The sequence below is a fragment of the Oceanicaulis sp. UBA6590 genome, from assembly GCF_002433705.1.
In the GTDB taxonomy this organism is placed as follows: domain Bacteria; phylum Pseudomonadota; class Alphaproteobacteria; order Caulobacterales; family Maricaulaceae; genus Oceanicaulis.
In genome coordinates, this window is sequence record NZ_DJIQ01000062.1 from 109,015 (window position 1) to 128,244 (window position 19,230).

At 65.1% G+C, this 19,230-nt stretch carries 18 protein-coding genes; 4 read left to right on the forward strand and 14 right to left on the reverse strand.

All coding sequences use genetic code 11. The features are described from left to right. Nucleotides 1–48: 48 nt before the first annotated feature. Entirely contained in the window at nucleotides 49–1,224 is a 1,176-nt protein-coding gene (locus B2Z70_RS12785; RefSeq protein ID WP_292983720.1) for an MFS transporter, read from the reverse strand. A 107-nt stretch (nucleotides 1,225–1,331) separates the two neighbouring features. Between B2Z70_RS12785 and B2Z70_RS12790 the strand changes: the two genes are divergently transcribed. The 3 genes from B2Z70_RS12790 to B2Z70_RS12800 are packed head-to-tail and all read left to right on the forward strand — an operon-like array spanning nucleotide 1,332 to nucleotide 4,452. Next, nucleotides 1,332–2,633, forward strand: coding sequence for a glycosyltransferase family 4 protein (locus B2Z70_RS12790; RefSeq protein WP_292983722.1), 1,302 nt, complete (start codon nucleotides 1,332–1,334; stop codon nucleotides 2,631–2,633). Further along, the gene (locus B2Z70_RS12795; protein WP_292983724.1) at nucleotides 2,630–3,352 is read left to right on the forward strand and encodes a class I SAM-dependent methyltransferase; all 723 of its coding nucleotides are present in this window, start codon (nucleotides 2,630–2,632) and stop codon (nucleotides 3,350–3,352) included. Before B2Z70_RS12790 ends, B2Z70_RS12795 begins: the two co-directional genes overlap by 4 nt. Then, on the forward strand, nucleotides 3,349–4,452 hold the full coding sequence (locus tag B2Z70_RS12800; RefSeq protein ID WP_292983726.1) for a prenyltransferase/squalene oxidase repeat-containing protein: 1,104 nt from the start codon (nucleotides 3,349–3,351) through the stop codon (nucleotides 4,450–4,452). The genes B2Z70_RS12795 and B2Z70_RS12800 overlap by 4 nt, the downstream gene beginning before the upstream one ends. Here B2Z70_RS12800 and B2Z70_RS12805 read toward each other — a convergent pair. Both B2Z70_RS12805 and B2Z70_RS12810 read right to left on the reverse strand, forming a co-directional pair. Then, the gene (locus tag B2Z70_RS12805; RefSeq protein ID WP_292983728.1) at nucleotides 4,421–5,053 is read right to left on the reverse strand and encodes a class I SAM-dependent methyltransferase; all 633 of its coding nucleotides are present in this window, start codon (nucleotides 5,051–5,053) and stop codon (nucleotides 4,421–4,423) included. The genes B2Z70_RS12800 and B2Z70_RS12805 overlap by 32 nt on opposite strands. Continuing rightward, entirely contained in the window at nucleotides 5,053–5,709 is a 657-nt protein-coding gene (locus tag B2Z70_RS12810; protein ID WP_292983730.1) for a hypothetical protein, read from the reverse strand. Before B2Z70_RS12810 ends, B2Z70_RS12805 begins: the two co-directional genes overlap by 1 nt. Before the next feature lie 106 nt (nucleotides 5,710–5,815). On the opposite strand from B2Z70_RS12810, the gene pip reads away from it, so the two are divergent. Further along, the gene (gene pip / locus B2Z70_RS12815) at nucleotides 5,816–6,790 is read left to right on the forward strand and encodes a prolyl aminopeptidase (RefSeq protein WP_009801435.1); all 975 of its coding nucleotides are present in this window, start codon (nucleotides 5,816–5,818) and stop codon (nucleotides 6,788–6,790) included. 71 nt (nucleotides 6,791–6,861) lie between these two features. Here the strand turns inward: pip and B2Z70_RS12820 are convergent, their stop codons facing one another. The 11 genes from B2Z70_RS12820 to hflC all read right to left on the reverse strand — a co-directional run bounded on the left by B2Z70_RS12820 (nucleotide 6,862) and on the right by hflC (nucleotide 19,228). After that, the gene (locus tag B2Z70_RS12820; protein WP_292983733.1) at nucleotides 6,862–8,217 is read right to left on the reverse strand and encodes a sodium-dependent transporter; all 1,356 of its coding nucleotides are present in this window, start codon (nucleotides 8,215–8,217) and stop codon (nucleotides 6,862–6,864) included. Between the two features lie 125 nt (nucleotides 8,218–8,342). Beyond that, nucleotides 8,343–9,488 (reverse strand): rod shape-determining protein RodA, encoded by a 1,146-nt coding sequence (rodA, locus tag B2Z70_RS12825; protein WP_009801437.1) that lies wholly within the window; start codon nucleotides 9,486–9,488, stop codon nucleotides 8,343–8,345. Between the two features lie 3 nt (nucleotides 9,489–9,491). After that, nucleotides 9,492–11,369, reverse strand: a complete 1,878-nt coding sequence (mrdA, locus tag B2Z70_RS12830; RefSeq protein ID WP_292983735.1) for a penicillin-binding protein 2 — start codon at nucleotides 11,367–11,369, stop codon at nucleotides 9,492–9,494. Nucleotides 11,370–11,395: 26 nt separating this feature from the next. After that, the gene (locus B2Z70_RS12835; protein ID WP_009801439.1) at nucleotides 11,396–11,902 is read right to left on the reverse strand and encodes a rod shape-determining protein MreD; all 507 of its coding nucleotides are present in this window, start codon (nucleotides 11,900–11,902) and stop codon (nucleotides 11,396–11,398) included. After that, the gene (mreC, locus tag B2Z70_RS12840) at nucleotides 11,902–12,747 is read right to left on the reverse strand and encodes a rod shape-determining protein MreC (protein ID WP_009801440.1); all 846 of its coding nucleotides are present in this window, start codon (nucleotides 12,745–12,747) and stop codon (nucleotides 11,902–11,904) included. Before mreC ends, B2Z70_RS12835 begins: the two co-directional genes overlap by 1 nt. Before the next feature lie 78 nt (nucleotides 12,748–12,825). Continuing rightward, a complete protein-coding gene (locus tag B2Z70_RS12845; RefSeq protein WP_009801441.1) occupies nucleotides 12,826–13,866 on the reverse strand; it encodes a rod shape-determining protein in 1,041 nt (346 codons plus the stop codon). Nucleotides 13,867–13,922: 56 nt separating this feature from the next. Then, on the reverse strand, nucleotides 13,923–14,714 hold the full coding sequence (locus B2Z70_RS12850; protein ID WP_156776114.1) for a TVP38/TMEM64 family protein: 792 nt from the start codon (nucleotides 14,712–14,714) through the stop codon (nucleotides 13,923–13,925). Nucleotides 14,715–14,842: 128 nt separating this feature from the next. Next, on the reverse strand, nucleotides 14,843–15,832 hold the full coding sequence (gene ilvC / locus B2Z70_RS12855; protein ID WP_009801443.1) for a ketol-acid reductoisomerase: 990 nt from the start codon (nucleotides 15,830–15,832) through the stop codon (nucleotides 14,843–14,845). Beyond that, nucleotides 15,832–16,776 (reverse strand): tRNA (adenosine(37)-N6)-dimethylallyltransferase MiaA, encoded by a 945-nt coding sequence (gene miaA / locus B2Z70_RS12860; RefSeq protein ID WP_292983740.1) that lies wholly within the window; start codon nucleotides 16,774–16,776, stop codon nucleotides 15,832–15,834. Before miaA ends, ilvC begins: the two co-directional genes overlap by 1 nt. 9 nt (nucleotides 16,777–16,785) lie before the next feature. After that, entirely contained in the window at nucleotides 16,786–18,186 is a 1,401-nt protein-coding gene (locus B2Z70_RS12865) for a trypsin-like peptidase domain-containing protein (RefSeq protein WP_292983742.1), read from the reverse strand. A gap of 160 nt (nucleotides 18,187–18,346) precedes the next feature. After that, nucleotides 18,347–19,228, reverse strand: coding sequence for a protease modulator HflC (gene hflC, locus B2Z70_RS12870; RefSeq protein WP_009801446.1), 882 nt, complete (start codon nucleotides 19,226–19,228; stop codon nucleotides 18,347–18,349). Between the last annotated feature and the right edge of the window lie 2 nt (nucleotides 19,229–19,230).

Genomic DNA, 19,230 nt, shown 5'->3' on the forward strand with positions numbered 1-19,230 from the left:
TCCCCGTCTTCCCCTGCATCCCTGACGATAACCGGGAGTATGGCCCCATTATGTCTGTGTTCGCGACGATTGCACGAGCCAGAGTGCGAAGATCAATCCCAGACCGGAGGGAAGGGCCATGAGGGCGAACCCGCCCACGCCAAACGCCTTGAACGCAAAGCCGGAGGCATAGGCCGCCAACGCCAGCACCAGACCGCCTGAAAACGCCGAGTTGATCGCCTGGGCCATGGAGGCGAACCGTTGCGGACTGTGGTCTGCCGCGTATCGCAGGAACCCCAGATAAGTTGCGCTGAAGCTGAGCGCATGCAGCAGCTGCAGGGGGAAGAGGAGCCAGAGCGGCGGTGAGGCCGCAAGCGCGAGCCAGCGCAGGATCGAGGCCGCGCCTCCGAGCGCCAGCATGAGAGCCGGACTGAGCCGCCCGAGAAGCCGTCCTGAAAAGGTCAGGAACACGATTTCAGCGCCCACCCCGGTCGCCCAGAGCAAGCCCACTGCGCTTGAGGGCACGCCTTCGGCGCGCCAGGCGACTGCGGAAAACCCGTAATAGAAGCCATGGGCGCCCTGGATCAGGGCCGAAGCGGCGAAGGCCAGCGGCAGACCGTTCGAGATCATCGCGCGCAGCACGCCATGGGACTCGTCCGGGGCTGGCAGGCGATGATGGGGCTGGTTGCGTCCGACCGGCAGCATCAACGCCGTGAGCACCGCGAGCGCCGACCCGACCAGCGTCCAGCCCAGGGCCGCCTCGCCGCCCAGCTGTCCGATCAGCCAGCCTGCGCCCACATTGCCCAGGATGAAGGTCGCCGAACCAAACGCGCGGGGCGGCCCGAAAGCGAACTTCTTGCGGGTGGATTGCTGGATCGCGAAGGCGTCGATGATCGGCATGATGCCGGTGAAGGCGCCCCCGGCGATGCCCGCCAGCACGATGATCGCCCAGGGGTTTGTCGCAGGCACGAAAGCGGCGAAGGCGAAGAAGGAGACAAGGGTATAGGTCAGCACCGCCCATTGCTTCTTCGGCGCCCGATCCGCCAGCATCGCGCCGAGCGGCGCTGCGATCATGCGCCCCGCCATGGACGCCGCCGCGGCCGCGCCGATCATTTCCGGACTCAGCCCCCGCGCTTCATACCAGACGGGCATGTACGGCAGGTAGGCGCCGAACCCCAGATAGAAGGCGCCATAGAACAGCGCGAAGCGCACGGGGCGCGGAATCTGGACCAGCAATGCGAACATGGACTTGGCTTACCCTGAGCGCGGACAAGAAGAAAGCATGCAAGACGGTGGAGTGAACACTGTTTGCTCTTGGTTTCCGGAGCGGCTGGCGATAGCTTCGCGCCCTCATGAGAGACGCCGTCCCAGATCCGACCCAGACCCGCTCCGCGCGCCTGCGCGTGCTGGTCTCCAGTTATCGCTCTGCGCCCCATGTGGGCGGTCAGGGCGTATATGTCCGCGCCCTGTCGCGCGCCCTCGCCGATCAGGGTTGCGAGGTGTCGGTGATTTCCGGCCCGCCCTATCCCGATCTTGACCCGGATATCGGACTTATCGAACTGCCGTCTCTGGATTTGTTCAGCGTCGATAACGCCTTCCTGCAATTGCGCTGGAAGACGCTGTTCGACCGGGCGGACCGCACCGAATGGCTGTCACACAATACCGGCGCCTTCGCCGAGATGATCAGCTACGCCATCCGGCTCGAAGCCTGGGTCGCCCAGCATGGCGACCAGTTCGACGTGATCCATGACAACCAGACCCTGGCTCTGGCCATGGCGGGCGTGGACCAGTACCTGCCGGTCATCACCACCTTGCATCACCCCATCGCCATTGACCGCGACTTCGCGGTGGCAGGAGCGGCGAACTGGTGGCGGCGCGCCCTGACCCGGCGCTGGCATTCTTTTGTGGATCATCAGGCGAAAGCCGCGCGGGCCCTGCCGCGCTTCCTGGCGGTGTCGGACGCAGCGCGACAATCCTACGCCCGGCATTGCGGCGTTGATCCTGACAAGGTGCGCGTGGCGTTCAACGGGCTCGACCTGGACAGCTTCAAACCCGATCCGACCGTCGAACGGGATACGGACCATGTCCTGGCCCTCGCCAGCGCCGATGTGCCCATCAAGGGGCTCGATGTGCTGATCGATGCGATGGCCAGGCTCAAGGCCCGCGGCCGCACGCCGCGACTGACGGTCATTGGCCAGCTGCGCGACGGGCCTACCAAGCGCGCCCTGATCGAGACCGGTCTTCTGGACAGCGTCGAGTTCGTTTCGGGACTGAGCCTTGATGAAATCGTCGCGCTCTATCGCAAGGCGACCGTGTTCGTCTCCGCCTCCCGCTTTGAGGGGTTCGGCTTTCCGGCGGCGGAGGCGATGGCCTGTGGCGCCCCGGTGATCGTCTCGCGCGGCGGCGCCCTGCCCGAAGTCGCGGGCGAGGCCGGGATCGTCACCGAAGTCGAGGACGCGGACGGACTCGCAGACGCGCTGGAGCGCGTGCTGTCGGATCCCGAGCTGCAACAGCAGATGAGCGCGGCCTGCGCGGCGCGCGCCCATAGCGCCTTTCGCTGGGACGAGCATGCGCGCGCCAGCCTTGATCTTTACTACGACGCGCTCTCCGAGCGCGGACGCCTGCCGGATGTGACGGAGCTTGCCGCCCAATGATGGTGACGCTGGACCTTGATGCGCTGGACCTTCAGGACGGTCAGCGTGTCCTTGACCTGGGCTGTGGCCGGGGCCGCCACAGCCATGCCTTCTACTGGCATGACAAGGCGCTTGACGTGACCATGCTCGATCTCAGCCTTGAGGATCTCAAGAGCGCCGTCGACGGCTTTATCGAGCTGCCCCCGCCCCCGCAGACCCCGCCGCGCAGCGCGGTCTGGTGCGTCGGCGATGCGGGCCGCCTGCCCTTCGCCGATAACAGCTTTGACGTGGTGATCTGCTCTGAAGTGCTCGAGCATCTGCCCGATGTGGATGCGGCGCTCGATGAGATCACCCGCATTGTCAAACCGGGCGGGCGCTTTGCGCTGTCCGTGCCGCGCTACTGGCCGGAGAAGATCTGCTGGGCCCTGTCTGAAGGCTATCAGAACACCCCCGGCGGACATGTGCGCATCTTCCGCGATCATGAGCTTCGCGACCGGGTCGCGAGCCGCGGCTACCGCCCCTACAAGCGTCACTGGGCGCACGCCCTGCACTCGCCCTATTGGTGGCTGCGCTGCGCCAAATGGGAACGCCAGGAAGAGAGCCGCACGGTCAAAGCCTTCCGCAAGCTGCTGGAATGGGATCTGTTGGAAAAGCCGCGCCTGACGCGCTGGACCGAAGCCGCGCTCAACCCGGTGATGGGCAAGTCCGTCGCGCTTTATTTCCAGAAGGACGCGGCATGAGCCATCGCCCGCAATCCATCGGCGTCGATATCGCCGCCTGCGCCGACCGGATCGAGGACCTGCAATTGCGCGACGGCGCGATCCCCTGGATCGAGACCGGCGTCTGGGACCCCTGGAACCATGGTGAAAGCGCCATGGCGCTGGCGGTCGCAGGACGCGAGACGGCGGTGCACGCCGCCCTTGATGCGCTGGCCGAGCGTCAGCATGAAGACGGCTCCTGGCTGGGTGAGCTGGGCGCTGGCGTGCCCATGGATGAAAGCGGGGACCGTATCGCCCCGCCTGAAAACCCGGTCACCGCCCGTGACACCAATTTCACCGGCTATGCCGCGGTCACCGTGCTGCGCTGTGCGCTGGCGCTCGATGAGCCGCGCCTGATCGCCCGCCATGCCGGGATGATCACGAGGGCGCTCGACTGGGTGGTCAGCCACCAGACGCCCCATGGCGATGTGGTCTGGCGCAAGCCCGATGACGGCCAGCCGCTCGAAGACGTGGACTCGCTCAAGGCCGGCAACGCCTCGCTCTACAAGAGCCTCGAGTGCGGATTGCGCATTGCCGATGCGCTCGATCAGTCCCGCCCCGACTGGGCTCGCGCCCGCAAGACAATCGCTCAGACCTTCACGGACCGGCCACACCGGTTTGACCGGCTGGGCGAGGATCGCTCCCGCTACGCCATGGACTGGTATTATCCGGTTCTGTCCGGCGTTCTGACCGGTCTGGGCGCCAAGGCGCACCTGCACGCAGGCTGGGACAAGTTCGTGGTCGAGGACCTGGGCTGCCGCTGCGTCAGCGAGGAGCCCTGGATCACCGCCGCCGAAACGGCCGAACTGGCGCTGGCCTGTCTGAGCATTGGCGAAACCGTGCGGGCGCAGCGTCTCCTGGGCGCGCTGGCGCCTCTGGCGCGGGATGGTCAGGGCTACTGGATGGGCTGGCAGTTCGAGCTCGGGCAGGTCTGGCCCAAGGAACGCCCCAGCTGGACAGCGGGCGCGGTCGTACTGGCCGCTGACGCCCTTTACGGGCTCAGCAATGGATCAGACCTTCTGATCCGTCACGCCCGGTCGGACGCCTGGCTCAAAGGCGACGCAGAATCTCGAGCGTATTGATCCGCTCGACCGGCTCGAACAGGCCTGACGCCACAGCGAGCTTCCAGATTTCATAGGGCGGGCGTCCCCCGTCCTCGGGATTGGGGAAGACGTCATGGATGGCCAGCAGGCCGCCACGCGCCACATGTCCCGCCCAAGCGCGATAATCGGCCAATGCCGTATCCATGGCGTGACCGCCATCAATGAACACAAAGCTCAGGGGCGCGGACCAGTGTGCGCCAATGACAGCAGACGGCCCGACAACCGGAACCACGTTCTGCTCAAGATCGGCGAGCGCGATCGTGCGGCGAAGCGCCGGCAGGGTGTCGACCCGGCCCAGTTCGGCGTCAAACAGGTCGGGATCGTGATAGCCCTCGCCCGGCTGATGCTCTTCAGAACCGCGATGATGGTCGATGGCGAACAGCACACGGCCCGCCTCCCGCGCAGCGCGGCCCAGATAGACGCTGGAGCGACCACACCAGCTGCCGATCTCGACAAAGTCGCCGGGCGCAGCCTGTGACGCACGGATTGCATGACGAGCCAAGGCCTGGCCCTCGTCATCGGCTAGGAAGCCCTTGACGGTTTGCGGGTCGAGCGCATCGCCCGGAAGAGTCTCTGACATCAGCTGGACAGGCCCTGACTGGATTGCGCCGCCCAGCGCCGTTCAGCCAGCGCGTCGGCGGCATCGGCAAGGCGGGTCTTCTCCGCCGCAAGCAAGGAGAGCGCTTGCGCAATCTGCGCTTCGTCCGCGGCCGGACCAAAGCCTTCGGAGACAGCCTTGAAGAAGTCCTCTGCGCGACGCACTGCTCCCAGCGCGCCTTCAGCAGACGCAAGATCCTGTGTCAGCGTCGCTTGGCCCAGACCCTGAGCGTTCTCGCTGACATTGGCGGCGGCGTCCGCCACCCCCTGCGCCAGAGTGGTCAGTTGAGCGATATCCTCATGGAAGGCCAGCACCACATTGGCGCCCTGGGCTTCTACATAGAGGCTGACAGGATCCGATTGCGCGTCAGCGTCCTCGCCGCCATTGATCAGGCGGGAAAAGAATTGTCGCGCGGCGTCTGCAGGTCCGGCCGTGAGGGTCCAGCCCTCCTCGTCCACCAGCGCGCTCAGTCGCGCCGCCTGTGAACGCAGACGCGCCTCCGCCTCGATGTCCGCCTGGGAGTCCGCGCCCAGGGTGATCGGTTGACTGGCGCATCCGGCCGCAAGGCTGCAGGTGCATAAACCGACTACCAGGCCCAGAGTCCTGAAGACCGTGTGCATGTCGAAGCGATCCTTCATACAGAGACCAACTCCCCCTCGCGAAGCTGGTTCCACATAGTGATAAAACGACATAGTCTCACGGTAAACAGACTTGAAAGTTAATCCGCTGATTAGCACGGAAAAAATGGACACAGCACGCTCTCATCGCCGTCTTGGGCTGTATCCGCCCCTGACCCCGGTCCACACCGGATTTCTGGACGTGGGTCAGGGTCACAGCCTGTATTACGAGGACTGCGGACGCCCGGACGGCGTGCCCGTCATCACCCTGCATGGCGGGCCGGGAGGCGGCGCGGCCCCCGCCATGCGGCGCTTCTTTGATCCGCGCCGCTACCGCATCATTGTCTTTGATCAGCGCGGTTGCGGACGCTCCCGTCCCTATTCCTCGCTGGAACACAATACCACCGCTCATCTCGTCAACGACATCGAGCAATTGCGCGTCCATCTGGGCGTGGACAAATGGCTCGCCTTTGGCGGGTCCTGGGGCGCGACGCTGGCGCTCGCCTATGCCCGCGCCTGTCCGGACCGCGTTCTGGGCCTGGTGTTGCGCGGCGTGTTCACCTGCACCCGTCATGAACTGAACTGGTTCTACCGTGATGGCGCCAACCGTCTCTTCCCCGACGCCTGGGCCCGGCTGACCGATCGGCTGGCGCCGGATGAGCGCGAGGATGTCATTGCCGCCTACTACACGCGGCTGACCTCGGGCGCGAGCATGGACCAGCGTCGCGATGACGCGCTGGCCTGGTCAAGCTGGGAAAGCGCGCTGATCTCGATGGGCACGACGCCCGATCATGTGAACCCTGATCCGCACCGCTCCGATGCGCTGGCGCGCATTGAGTCCCACTATTTCCATCATGGCGGCTTCTTTGAACGTGAAGGCGTCCTGCTGGAGGATACCAACCATCTCAGGGAGATCCCCGGCGTCATCGTGCAGGGGCGGTATGACATGGTCACCCCGCCGCGCACGGCCTGGGAATTGTCGCGCGTCTGGCCCGGGGTGCAGCTGAATTTCGTCGCGGACGCGGGCCATGCCGCCGGCGAGCCCGGAATTGTGGACGGGCTGGTGCGCGCCACCGACATGTTCGCCCGCCGCTTCGGCTAGGACCGGCGTCATGCAACTACAAAAAAGCCCCGGTCATCAGACCGGGGCTTTTGTTTGAGTTGGATCAGGCTCTAGCCGATGAAGGGCAGACTGATGCCGAACATGCTGGCGAGACCCGTGACGATGATCAGGCCCACCGCCACCGGCGCCAGCCAGCGAATGGTGAAGCGCCAATAGGCGAAGAACTTCTCGCCGGCATGCGGCAGCTCTTTCTGCATGAGCGCCTTGGAAACGATCCAGCCGGTGAACAGAGCGATCAGAAGACCGCCCAGCGGCAGCAGGATCGTGCCGGACACCTTGTCGAGAATATCGAAGAAATCGCCCGAGAAGGCCGCGGCGACGCCGAACATGTAGATGATCGCGCCAAAGAACAGCGCCGAGCCCACACGGCCGAAATCGGTGTGCTCCTCGCCAAAGGCGACGATCACCTGCAGCAGCGAGATCGAGCTCGTCAGCGCCGCGATCAGCGCCAGGAAGAAGAAGGCGGCGCCCACCCACTGGCCGCCCGGCATTTGCGAGAACGCTGCCGGCAGGGTCTGGAAGAACAGGCCCGGACCTGCGTCAGGGCTGAGGCCGAAGGCGAACACGAACGGGAAGATCGCCAGACCGGCAATGATCGCGACCAGCGTATCAGAGCCCGCGATGATGCCCGCCGATTGCGGCAGGTTGTCGTCGCGCGACAGATAGGAGCCATAGGTGATCATGATGGCCGACCCCACGCTCATCGAGAAGAAGGCCTGGCCCAGCGCTTCCAGGAAGGTCTGCGCGGTGATCTTGGAGAAGTCCGGCGCGAACAGATAGTTGATCGCGGCGCCCATATCGGCGGTCAGGCCGGCATAGATCACCATGCCCACCAGCATCAGGAAGAAGAGCGGCATCAGGATCGACACCGTGCGCTCAATGCCCTTGATGACGCCAAAGCACACGATCGCCATGGTCACGCCCATGAACAGGGTGTGCCACAAGATCACCGTGCCGGTGTCGCCCACCAGCTGGCCGAAGACGCTGGACACCTCGGTCGGATCCATGCCGACCATGGCGCCGGTGAACATCTTGTAGACATAGGAGGCGACCCAGCCCGCCACGACCGAGTAGAAGCACAGGATCATCACGCCGCCGGCCATGCCGACCCAGCCGGCGATGGACCACAACTCGGACGCGCCGGCGTCAAACGCCATCTTGCGGGTGGACCCCACCGCCGAACGCCGGGCATGACGGCCCACGCTGAGTTCCGCCATCAGGATCGGAAAGCCGATCAGCGCCACGCAGGCAAGGTAGATCAGAACGAAGGCCGCGCCGCCATTCTCACCCGCCGTATACGGAAACCGCCAGAAATTCCCCAATCCGACAGACGAGCCGATCGCCGCCATCAGAAAGCCGAAACGGCTGCTCCAAGTCCCGTGCGCGCTCGCGCCGCCCATCGCCATTGATGAAGTCTCCTCCCCTCAGCCACGCCTCTGGGCGCGCGCTATAAATCCGATACCGTCCTGCGACGGTTTGGCGCGGGAGGTTGGTCGATCCGCGCCCTGCGGTCAAGTTGGGCAATGCGGCGTTAACCGAACAATCCTGCACCTTTCGGCGGTTCGGTGTCGCGGTGCACGTGCGCGCCCAGGATCAGCCCGAGCCCGATCAGAACCGTCATCATCACGGTGCCGCCATAGGAGATCATCGGCAGGGGCACGCCCACCACCGGCAGCATCCCCATGACCATGCCCACATTGATGAAGACGTAGAGCGAGAAGGTCGTGGCCACGCCCATCACGACAAGCCGCAGGAAGACCGAACGGCAGGACGTCGCGATCATGATGCAGTTGGCGAGGATCAGCGCGTACAGCGACAGCACCACCAGCCCGCCGATGAAGCCGAACTCCTCGCCCAGCATCGTGAAGATGAAGTCGGTCTGCTTCTCGGGCAGGAAGTTCAGGTGCGCCTGGGTGCCTTCCATATAGCCCTTGCCGGTCATGCCGCCCGATCCGAGCGCGATCTTGGACTGCAGGATGTGATAGCCCGCGCCCATCGGGTCCTCTTCCGGATTGAGGAAGGTCATGATCCGGCGACGCTGATAATCCTGCAGCCCGTACTGGAAGAAGAAGCCGCCCGCGATGCCGCCCAGCACGCCCGAGCCTATGATCACCTTCCAGCTCAACCCGGCGAGGAACACGATCACCACCCCGGTCGCCGCCAGCAAGAGCGATGTGCCCAGATCGGGCTGCTTGATGATCAGGCCCATGGGCACGGCGATCATCAAAGCCGGAATGATCAGCCCGCCCAGCGACGAGACCTTTTCCTCGGGCAGATCGTGATAATAGCGCGCCAGCGCCAGCACGAGGGCGATCTTCATGATCTCCGAGGGCTGCATGCGGATCGGACCGATATCGATCCAGCGCTGCGCGCCCATGGCGGTGGTGCCGATCAGCTCCACACCGATCAGCAGGACCAGCGCGCCCAGAAAGGCGGGATAGGCGATTCCCATCCAGAACCGCGGCGGAAACAGCGCGATCACCACCATGGCGATCAGGCCGACCCCCAGCCTCAGGGCGTGGCGGGAGGCGTAAGGATTCCATGCCCCGCCCTCGACGGAATACAGCATGCCGACGCCGATGAGGCCGACCAGCAGGATCAGGAGGACAAAGGCCCAGTTGATCTCGAACAGCTTGCCCCGGAAACCGCGCGGCGCGGACTGGGTGAAAACGCCCATGTCCTAGCCCTCCGTCACGGGACGGGCTGCGGACGCATACATGTCCGGCCGGGTGTTTGACGGATCGCGACGCACCAGATCGCGCAGAATGGCCTGAGCGGGGACAGCGGCGCGCGTGCCGCCAATGCCATGCTCGAGCACCACCGTGACGGCGTAGCGCGGCGCGGCGACCGGCGCATAGCAAACAAACAGGCCGTGATTGCGCAATCGCCACGGCAGGTCTTCCTGATCCCGCAAGCCAGCGGCGCGCTCCTCGGCGCTGATGGAATAGACCTGGGAGGTGCCGGTCTTGCCCGCCATCTGTATGCCCTCAAGGTCGATGCCCCGGGTCTGCAGCGGCCAGTAGGCGGAGCCGCCCGGCTCATTGACGACGCCGGACATGGCGCGATTCACCTCGGACAGGTGTTCCGCCGTCCATCCCATGGATTCAAATTCAGGCGACGCACCGGACACCGGCGACAATGTCGGGATGACACGACGTCCCGTGGCGATGCGCGCCGTCATCACCGCCAGTTGCAGCGGCGAACTCAGCAACGCGCCCTGACCGATGCCCACATTGAAGGTGTCCCCGGTCGTCCAGGGTTCATTGCGGCGCGCCCGTTTCCAGGCCGGGCCGGGCACTAGCCCTTCCGCGCGTCGCGGATAGGGCAGACCAATGTCGAAGAACTGACCCAGACCGCAGCTTTCGAGCATCTCGTTATAGCGCTCTATGCCCAGCCGGTTGGCCATTTCGTAGAAATACACATCGCATGAGCCCTTCACGGCTTCATGCATATTGACCCGGCCATGGCCCTGCCGACGCCAGCAGTGGAAGTCGCGATTGCCCAGTCGTGTGTGACCGCCGCAATAGATGGTCTCTTCAGGATCCACCACGCCATGCTCGAGCGCGGCCAGGGACGACATCACCTTCACGGTGGACGCTGGCGCGTACAGCCCCGTCGTCGCCTTGTTGAACAGGGGGCGGTAGGGATTGTTGTTGAGCGAGGCGAAGGCGTCCTGGCCAATGCCCAGCACGAAGGCATTGGGATCAAAGCTGGGCGTTGAGGCGAGCACCAGGATTTCTCCCGTGATCACATCCAGGCCGATCGCCGCTCCGCTCTGATCGCCCAGCGCTTCCATGGCGGTGCGTTGCGCGCGGGCGTCGAGCGTCAGCGTGACGTCGCGGCCCGGCAAGGACGGAATGGACTGCTCGGGTATCTCGCGCATGACCCGGCCGGTGGCGTTCACCTCCACCTTCAGCTGGCCGGCCGAGCCCCGCAGCTCGTCCTCATGTTGCAGCTCGGCGCCGGTCCGGCCAATGCGGAAGCCCGGGTGCAGCAGGAGCGGATCATCATTGGCCGCTTCCGGCGGCGCGGCCTGCACATAGCCCGTCACATGGGCGAAGTCATAGGGGCGCGGATAGGTGCGCACCTCGCCCACATCCGGCGTGATGCCCGGCAGATCCGGCAGATGCAGGTTGATGCGCGCGAAGGTCTCCCAATCGAGATCCTCGGCCACGGTGACCGGCGTGAAGCGCGAGGTGCGCGCCACGGCGCGCAATATGCGGTCAATGCGGGTTTCGCTCAAAGGCATGTAGCGCGACAGGCGCTCCAGCGCCGCGCGTGGATCGCCGGCCTGATCACGCACGATCATCAGCCGGTAGCTCTCCCGGTTTTCCGCCAGCGGTTCACCGAACCGGTCGAGAAGCCGTCCGCGCGCAGGCGGCTGAAGTCGGAAATTGAACTGGTTCTGTTCCGACAGCAGGCGATAGGCGTCCTGCTCGAGCACCTGCAGCCCGTACATGCGCGCGCCCAGCGCGGCGAACGCGCCCGCCCCGAGGCCCGACAACAGAAGCGAGCGACGGTTGAACTGGGCCTGGGCTTCCTGCTTGTCGCGACGCATGCGCGCTCTTTCTCGGGTCTGCTGCGTTAGGAGAAGGTGCTGCGTTCCTTCCGCCGGGCGAACAGCCAGGCGAAGATCGGAAACAGAAGGATGGTCAGAACCGCTTCAGTAATCAACGGTCCTGGCGCCACAGGGGCGCCAATCGCGAAGGACCCCGCCCCCCAGGCCACGCCGAAAGCCGCGCAGGCGGTCAGGGTGAAGCGGAGCGCAAGCGGGCCGACTTCACCGGCGCCGTCCGTTTCTCGCAGGCGCAGTACGCTGAAGGCCACGAGGAAAGACAGGGCCCAGACGCCCATGGGCGCGCCCGCCAGCAGATCCTGTGCGACGCCGACCAGAAGCAGGACAGGCGGTGAAATGAACCAGGGCTGCCTGACCGACCAGATGAATAGCGCGATCAGCGGGAAGGCCGGGGCCAGATCGGGACCGCTGCCCAGACGACTGGGCAGGGCGTGCAGGATCAAGGCGATCAGCATGGTCACGATGAACATGACCAGATCGGCGCCGCCATTGCCACGTTCAACCGAAGGCCGCATCAGTTCGCCCCCTCCTGGAACAGGTCTTCAGGAACCGGATCGGCTTCCGGCGCCTGGACCGGCTCGAACGGCCAGATCCAGATCAGATCGATGGGCGCGGTGCGGCTGAACAACGCCACGCGCCAGCGCCCATCCCGATCCCGGACCGCCTGCCCCACCGGCACGCCTCGAGGCATGACATTGTCGTCGCCCGAAGTGACGATGCGATCGCCTTCCTGCAGGTCCGGCTCGGCGCCCAGATACTCCAGACGCGGAAACTCGGTGTTGTCGCCCACGAGAAGCGCACGGGCGTTCGAGCGGTCCGCCATCACCGCCACGCGGGAATTGATGTCCGTCAGAAGCAGAACGCGGGTCGAGCTGCGGCCCACTTCCACGGTCCGGCCCACAAGGCCATAGACATTCACCGCCGGATAGCCCGGACGAACGCCGTCATCATAGCCGGCGTCGATCAGGCGTGAGCGCACGAAAGCGTTGGAGCGATCGGCCACGGTCCAGGCGCTGATCCGGTCCTCGGCGGCGTCCGCCTGCAGATTGAGGGCTTCACGATAGCGCGCATTGCGTTCCTGCAGCGAGAGCGCGGCGTCGCGCCAGGCCCGCATTTCAGCCGCCTGCATGCGCAGGGCGCGGTTCTCTTCCGCCAGTTCGAACTGGCGTTTCCACCACGGACCGATATTGGCGAATCCCCGGAAAGGCCGCACGCTGAGATCAAGAACCGGCGTGGCGAGATCATTGAAGCCCGCACGCAGACCGGTCAGAGCCTGGGGCCGACTCTCGGGACGATCCAGATAAATCAGAATGCAGCTGACAAAGATGCAAACGATGAAGAGCAGCGTGGGAAACCGCACGCCCTCATCATTTCGCCGTCTGGAACTCCGCCTCTGAGCCAAGCTGGAAGTCCCCCCTCACAGGCTCGCCTGTCCCGGTTAAACCGCTTCCGCGAGGATCGGGCGCCACAGGCGCAGATTCTCGACCGCCTTGCCGCAACCCAGCACAACGCAGGAGAGCGGCTCGTCCGCCAGGCTCACCGGCAGGCCGGTCCGATCACGCAGTTCGGTGTCGAGATTGCGCAGCAGGGCGCCGCCGCCGGTCAGCACGATGCCCTTGTCCACGATGTCCGCCGCCAGTTCCGGCGGGGTCGCTTCCAGCGCCTGCTTGACCGCTTCCACGATCTGCTCGACCGGCTCGGACAGGGCGTCGGCGATCATCGCCTCGGTCACCACGATCTCGCGCGGCACGCCGTTCATGAGGTCACGGCCCTTGATGTCCAGCGTCAGGCCCTCGCCTTTCTGCGGCGGGGTCGCGGAGCCGATTTCCTTCTTGATCCGCTCACCGGAGGTTTCACCGATCAGAAGGTTCGCCGAACGACGGATATAGTTGATGATGGCTTCGTCCATCTTGTCGCCGCCGACGCGCACCGAGCGCGAATAGACAATACCCGACAGCGACATCACGGCCACCTCGGTGGTGCCGCCGCCAATATCGACGATCATGGAGCCGGTCGGCTCGTCGATCGGCAGGCCCGCGCCCACGGCGGCCGCCATCGGTTCGTCGATCAGGTAAACCTTGCGGGCGCCCGCGCCAACGGCGCTCTCGTGAATGGCGCGGCGCTCCACGGCGGTGGCGCCGGACGGCACGCAGATCACGACCTGCGGGCTAACGAAGGTCTGACGATTATGCACCTTCCGAATGAAGTGCTTGATCATTTCCTCGGCCACGTCGAAGTCGGCGATCACGCCGTCGCGCATGGGCCGGATGGCTTCCACATTGCCCGGAGTCTTGCCCAGCATGAGTTTGGCTTCGGCGCCGACGGCCTGCACGTGCTTGCGGCCCTTGTCGACCTTGTAGGCCACGACAGAGGGCTCGTTCAGAACGACGCCACGGCCTTTGACGTAGACCAGTGTGTTCGCCGTCCCCAAATCGATGGCGATATCCGCGGAAAGGAGACCGAACACGCTGGAGAACATTCTCTGCCTCTTTGTCTGTCAGGCGCAGCAGGCGAGTCGCCGCGCTAGGGCAAGTATCATGACTCCTTGTGCGATGGCGCGTCACTGATTGCAAGCCGCTCACCCGCCTCAGCTTCAGCGCCGGTTGAGTCTTCCACGGGATTTTTCAACTCTGTTGCTGGCCCGCGCAGCCAGCGGCGCGCCATCAGCATGAACACGATCCAGACCGCGACAATCCCTATGAGCGCAAGGATTGCGGGCCATCCGCCCCCGGACAGAAGCGACATCAGCCCTCCGCCTGCAAACACCACAAGCGCGGTTTTGGGCAGGACCCCCACCGCCAGTCCGCCGATGAATGCAAAATAGCTCATACGCGAAACACCGGCCGCCATATTGACCACGATGAAGGGCGCGCTCGGAACGATTCGCACGATCATGGAGGCGAAAAAGCCGTTGCGGCCGACAAACTCGGAGATGCGATTGACGGTCTGGCCGCCATACCGGCGAACGGCGTCAGCCCCTGCGAGACGGCCTGCATAGAAGGTCACGGTCGCCGAACAGATCGTCGCGATCCACGAATAGGCGAACCCCATCACCGGACCGAAGGCGAACACGGCCGCGCCGATGAGCGCGAATTGCGGCGCGCCGACAAAGGCCAGAACGGTGAAGATCAGAATGGTCGCCGGCAGGGCGTACCACTGGTCCGCCGCGCTCTCGAACCAGGTCCCGATCTGGCCCGGCTCGATATCGAGCACGAACTTGCCCGTGAGAAAGATGGCGAGCACCAGCGCAAACAGACCCAGCGAGATATAGATCGCGCGGGCGGCGCGGGCGTCCATCCGGGTGAAGAAGCGAACAAGGGGGTTCATGGCGGTCATATCCGGCAACAGGGGCCCCTCGCCCCCGGACAGTCATCCATCCGGCGCGAGGCGGCGGTACGCATACGCCTTTTTACACCGCAGGCAATCGGGCGCCGCAATGATTTCGCTTAAGACCCTCAGTCTCCGAAGCTGGACGACCGGCGGATAAGCCTGCCCGTGTCTTCCAGCGGATGCTCTGACGCCTTGTCGCGCATGGCCTTCAGCCCGGCCCGCCCCTGTTCGTAGTCCGCCACCCAGCGTCGGGCGAAATCGCCCGCGGTGACGTCCTTGACGATGGCTTCAAACACCGGGCGCACGGCTTCACGGATCGGGCCTTCCACCTCATGCGCGCCAAATTCGGCGGTATCCGAAATGGCCTCATACATGCCTGCAATGCCGCGGGACTGGATCAGATCGGCGATGTATTTGATCTCGTGTACGGTATCGATATAGGCCATGATCGGACTGATCCCGGCGGCGACAAGCTGTTCATAGCCCTCGCGCGCCAGGGCGCAAACGCCGCCCACAAGCACCGCCTGCTCGCCCAGAATGTCGGCCAGCGCTTCCTCGCCGAACGTGGTCGTATAGACGCCCGCGCGTCCGCAGCCGAGCCCGCCCAGATAGGCTTTCGCCCGGGCCTCGGCCTTGCCTGTGACGTCCTGGTGCACGGCCCAGAAACCAATCAGCGAGCCGCCCTTCTCAAAGCTCGAACGCACCGCCCCGCCCGGTCCCTTGGCGGCCGCCAACACCACATCGATGTCGTCCGCCGGTTCGATCACGCCGTATTCAATGGAAAAGCCGTGGCACAGCAGCAGCGTCATGCCCGGGCGATAGTACGGGGCGATATGCTCGCGCCAGATCTCGCCATGAGCTTCATCCGCCGCCAGAAGCGACAGCATGTCGGCGCGCCGGGCCGCCTCGGCCATGGACACGACGTCAAACCCGTCCGCTTCCGCCTTTGCGCGTGACGGCGAGCCCTCCCGCAGCGCGATCAGGACTCTCTCCGCCCCCATATCGCGAAGATTGAGCGCATGGGCGCGGCCATGATTGCCATAGCCGATGATCGCGATGGTCTCGGTCTTGAGCGGCCCGAGATCGAGATCGTTCTGGTAAAGCGGTTCAGCCATCATGCGGCTCCGAAGAAAGGCGTCAGAAGAATCTGGTCCAGCTCGGCCCTGGCCGTCACAGGATCAAGCGAGTTTACCCGCACCCAGTCCGGATGCTGATTGGAGAACCAGGTGAACTGGCGCTTGGCGTATCGGCGCGTATCACGCTTGGCGAGCGCAATGGCTTCGTCAAGGTCGAGCCGTCCCTGGACATGGGCGATCAGGGGCGGCAAGCCGACCGCCTTCATGGCGGGCAAATCCGCCGCCAGCCGCCGCTCGGCGATGGCGCGGGCTTCCTCCAGTGCGCCATGCGACACCATCTGGTCAAAACGGGCTTCGATCCGGCCATACAGCCCGTCCCGGTCCGGAGCGATCACCACGCCCACAGCGCGGTCCGGCTCGATCAGAGGACGCGTCTCGGCCTGGATCTCCGACAGCGGGCGACCGCTGGTCCTGGCTACGGCGATCAGACGCATCAGGCGCTGGCGATCGCCTGCCTCGATCCGGGCCGCGCCGACCGGGTCGAGCGCGTGCGCCGCTTCACGCAGCGCGTCCAGACCGCCGCCCGCATAGAGCGCATTGACCTCCGATATGACGGCCTCCGGGACGTCTGGCGTCGGTGCGAGCCCGTCGACCAGCGCCTTGAAATACAACCCTGTTCCGCCCACCAGTATCGCGCGCTTGCCCCGACCGGTGACATCGCTGATGGCTTCGAGCGCCAGCTTCGCCCAGCGCCCGACCGAGCAGCGCTCTGATGGATCGATGACGCCGAAGAGGTGATGAGGAACTCCACCCATCTCATGAGATTCGGGACGCGCGGTGATCACCCCCAGCCCGTCATAGACCTGCATGGAATCCGCATTGATGACTTCGCCATCGAGCGCCCGCGCCGCATGCAGGGACAAGGCGCTCTTGCCGGACGCCGTCGGCCCGGCGAGGAACAGGATATCAGGCTTGGACCTCACTAGGACGCTCTAGCGGCGCAGGGTTTCAAGCACGTACTGCCCCTGACGGTTCAGGCTGAACAGCACAGGCGCGCCGTCTGCGCCGGCGCGGGCCGCCAGCTCGCGCGCCTGGGCAAGACCTTCAACCCGGGTCCAGGCAATCTCCTCGACCACATCGCCCGGACGCACCTTGCCTGCTGCATCGCTGTTGGGATCAACTTCGGTGACCACGAGCCCGCTGGCGTCAGTGGGAATGCGATAACGGCGGCGAAGGGCGTCAGAGATGGGCTCCAGCGTCATGCCGAAGAGATCACCCTCGATCGCCGCCGCGGCGCTGTCCTCATCCAGCTCGGCGCCGGCGGGCGGTGTAGGGCGATTGTCTTCCTCCAGCCGCTCCACATTCAACGGCAGGGTCAGGGCTTCTCCGCGGCGGAACACTTCCACATCCACACGCGATCCCGGTTCGGTTTCGGCCACGATGCGCGGCAGGACACGGTCATCGGCGACAGGACGCCCGTCAAAGGCGAGTATGACGTCGCCTTCCTCCAATCCGCTGTCCGCTGCAGGGCCTTCAGGATCAATGCGTGTCAGAAGCGCGCCGCGCGGCTCGTTCAGGCCCATGGCCTGGGCCATGTCGCGGGTCACTTCGAGCACATTGACGCCGATCCAGCCGCGGCGCGTCTCGCCATACTCGATCAGCTGATCAATGACCGGCACGGCGATGGCGCTCGGCACGGAGAAGGAGATGCCCACAGACGTGCCGGTGGGCGAGAAGATCGCCGTGTTCACGCCAATCACATCGCCGTCCATGTTGAACAGCGGACCGCCGGAATTGCCGCGGTTGATGGCGACATCGGTCTGCAGGTAATCGTCATAGGCGCCGCCGATCTCGCGCCCGCGCGCCGAGATCACGCCGGCAGTCAATGACCCGCCCAGACCGAACGGGTTGCCGATCGCAACCACCCATTCGCCAACGCGCGCGCGCTCACTGTCGCCGAACTGCACGACGGGCAGCGGTTGTTCCGGGTCAACGCGCAGGACCGCGATATCCGTCGCCGGATCGCTGCCCACGATCCGGGCGTCCAGCACCAGACCGTTCTGCAGGACGACCTCCACCTCGTCCGCACCGGCGATGACGTGGTGATTGGTGATGACGATGCCGTCTGCATCAATGATGAAGCCCGACCCCAGCGAACGCTGCATGCGCAGCCGATTGCCCGACAGGTCGTTATAGCGCTCAAGCGGGGTGCCCGGCGCAAACAGGGGCGAGCCTTCTTCGCCGCCCACACGCTGGGCGGTGGCGATATTGACCACGGCCGGGCTCAAGCGGTCATTGAGATCCGCAAAGCCGTCATTGGGCTGCGCTGCAGCCATCGCCGCCGACGCCAGCGCCAGGCCCAGAGCAAAGATCGCAGCGGCAAGCACGCGCATGAACATTTCCCCGTGGTCAGAAGTCCCTTGTATCTGGCCACAACTCTTAACGGCGCCGCCCCCACGCCGCCAAGCGCAGACCTGACATTGAAGCCCAAAAAGTGAAACGGCCGGGCGTTTTGCGCCCGGCCGATCCCTGAATTCAACTCTCAACAGGTCGTTAACGACCGTCCTGGGAGCCGAAATAGTCAAAGAAGGCGCTATCGGGCGCCACCACGATGGGCGTGCCGTCACGCAGAGCCGTCTCATAGGCGATCATCGAGCGATAGAAGCGGAAGAATTCCGCATCCCGGCCATAGGCCGCCGCATAGATGGCGTTCCGCTGGGCGTCGCCTTCACCGCGGATACGGTCCGCATCAGCGCGGGCGTTCGCCAGGATGACCGTCTGTTCGCGATCCGCAGAGGCGCGGATCTGACGGGCGCGTTCCTCACCTTCAGCGCGGATGCGGGCTGCTTCCTGCTGACGCTCCGAGCGCATGCGCTGGAAGACCCGCTCCTCGACCTCATTGGGAAGGTCGGCGCGCAGGATGCGCACATCGATGACCTCGATGCCGAGATCGGCGCGGGTCACCGCGGCGTCCACGGACCGCTCCACCCGGTCCATCAGCTCGGCGCGCTGGCCGGAGATGACGTCCTGAGAGGAAATCGAGCCGACCACGGCGCGCAGCGCGTCTTCCATGATCGAACCCAGACGGGCATTGGCGCCCGCCTCATTGCGCACAGTCTGGTAATAGCGCAGCGGATTGACGATCCGATAGCGCAGGAAGGCGTCCACTTCGAGACGTTCCTGGTCGCCGGCCTGCAGCTGTTGCGGACGCATGTCGAACTCGACATTGCGGCGATCGAACTGCAGCACCTCTTCCCAGGGCAGCTTGAAGTGAAGGCCGGCTTCATCGTCGCCGATCTCGTTGATGACCCGGACCGGATCACCAAAGCGCAGCACCAGCACGGAGCGGCGTTCGTTGACGGTATAGGTGGCGGTGGCCGCGGCGATCAGGACTGCGACCAGAATGACGCCAAAGGCGATCGTGAGAAATCTCATGG

Bases quoted from the DNA above. Each gene is read 5' to 3' on its own strand.
- B2Z70_RS12785 (WP_292983720.1), bottom strand. From the start codon at position 1,224: ATGTTCGCATTGCTGGTCCAGATTCCGCGCCCCGTGCGCTTCGCGCTG.
- B2Z70_RS12790 (WP_292983722.1), top strand. From the start codon at position 1,332: ATGAGAGACGCCGTCCCAGATCCGACCCAGACCCGCTCCGCGCGCCTG.
- B2Z70_RS12795 (WP_292983724.1), top strand. From the start codon at position 2,630: ATGATGGTGACGCTGGACCTTGATGCGCTGGACCTTCAGGACGGTCAG.
- B2Z70_RS12800 (WP_292983726.1), top strand. From the start codon at position 3,349: ATGAGCCATCGCCCGCAATCCATCGGCGTCGATATCGCCGCCTGCGCC.
- B2Z70_RS12805 (WP_292983728.1), bottom strand. From the start codon at position 5,053: ATGTCAGAGACTCTTCCGGGCGATGCGCTCGACCCGCAAACCGTCAAG.
- B2Z70_RS12810 (WP_292983730.1), bottom strand. From the start codon at position 5,709: ATGAAGGATCGCTTCGACATGCACACGGTCTTCAGGACTCTGGGCCTG.
- pip (WP_009801435.1), top strand. From the start codon at position 5,816: ATGGACACAGCACGCTCTCATCGCCGTCTTGGGCTGTATCCGCCCCTG.
- B2Z70_RS12820 (WP_292983733.1), bottom strand. From the start codon at position 8,217: ATGGCGATGGGCGGCGCGAGCGCGCACGGGACTTGGAGCAGCCGTTTC.
- rodA (WP_009801437.1), bottom strand. From the start codon at position 9,488: ATGGGCGTTTTCACCCAGTCCGCGCCGCGCGGTTTCCGGGGCAAGCTG.
- mrdA (WP_292983735.1), bottom strand. From the start codon at position 11,369: ATGCGTCGCGACAAGCAGGAAGCCCAGGCCCAGTTCAACCGTCGCTCG.
- B2Z70_RS12835 (WP_009801439.1), bottom strand. From the start codon at position 11,902: ATGCGGCCTTCGGTTGAACGTGGCAATGGCGGCGCCGATCTGGTCATG.
- B2Z70_RS12845 (WP_009801441.1), bottom strand. From the start codon at position 13,866: ATGTTCTCCAGCGTGTTCGGTCTCCTTTCCGCGGATATCGCCATCGAT.
- B2Z70_RS12850 (WP_156776114.1), bottom strand. From the start codon at position 14,714: ATGAACCCCCTTGTTCGCTTCTTCACCCGGATGGACGCCCGCGCCGCC.
- ilvC (WP_009801443.1), bottom strand. From the start codon at position 15,832: ATGGCTGAACCGCTTTACCAGAACGATCTCGATCTCGGGCCGCTCAAG.
- B2Z70_RS12865 (WP_292983742.1), bottom strand. From the start codon at position 18,186: ATGCGCGTGCTTGCCGCTGCGATCTTTGCTCTGGGCCTGGCGCTGGCG.
- hflC (WP_009801446.1), bottom strand. From the start codon at position 19,228: ATGAGATTTCTCACGATCGCCTTTGGCGTCATTCTGGTCGCAGTCCTG.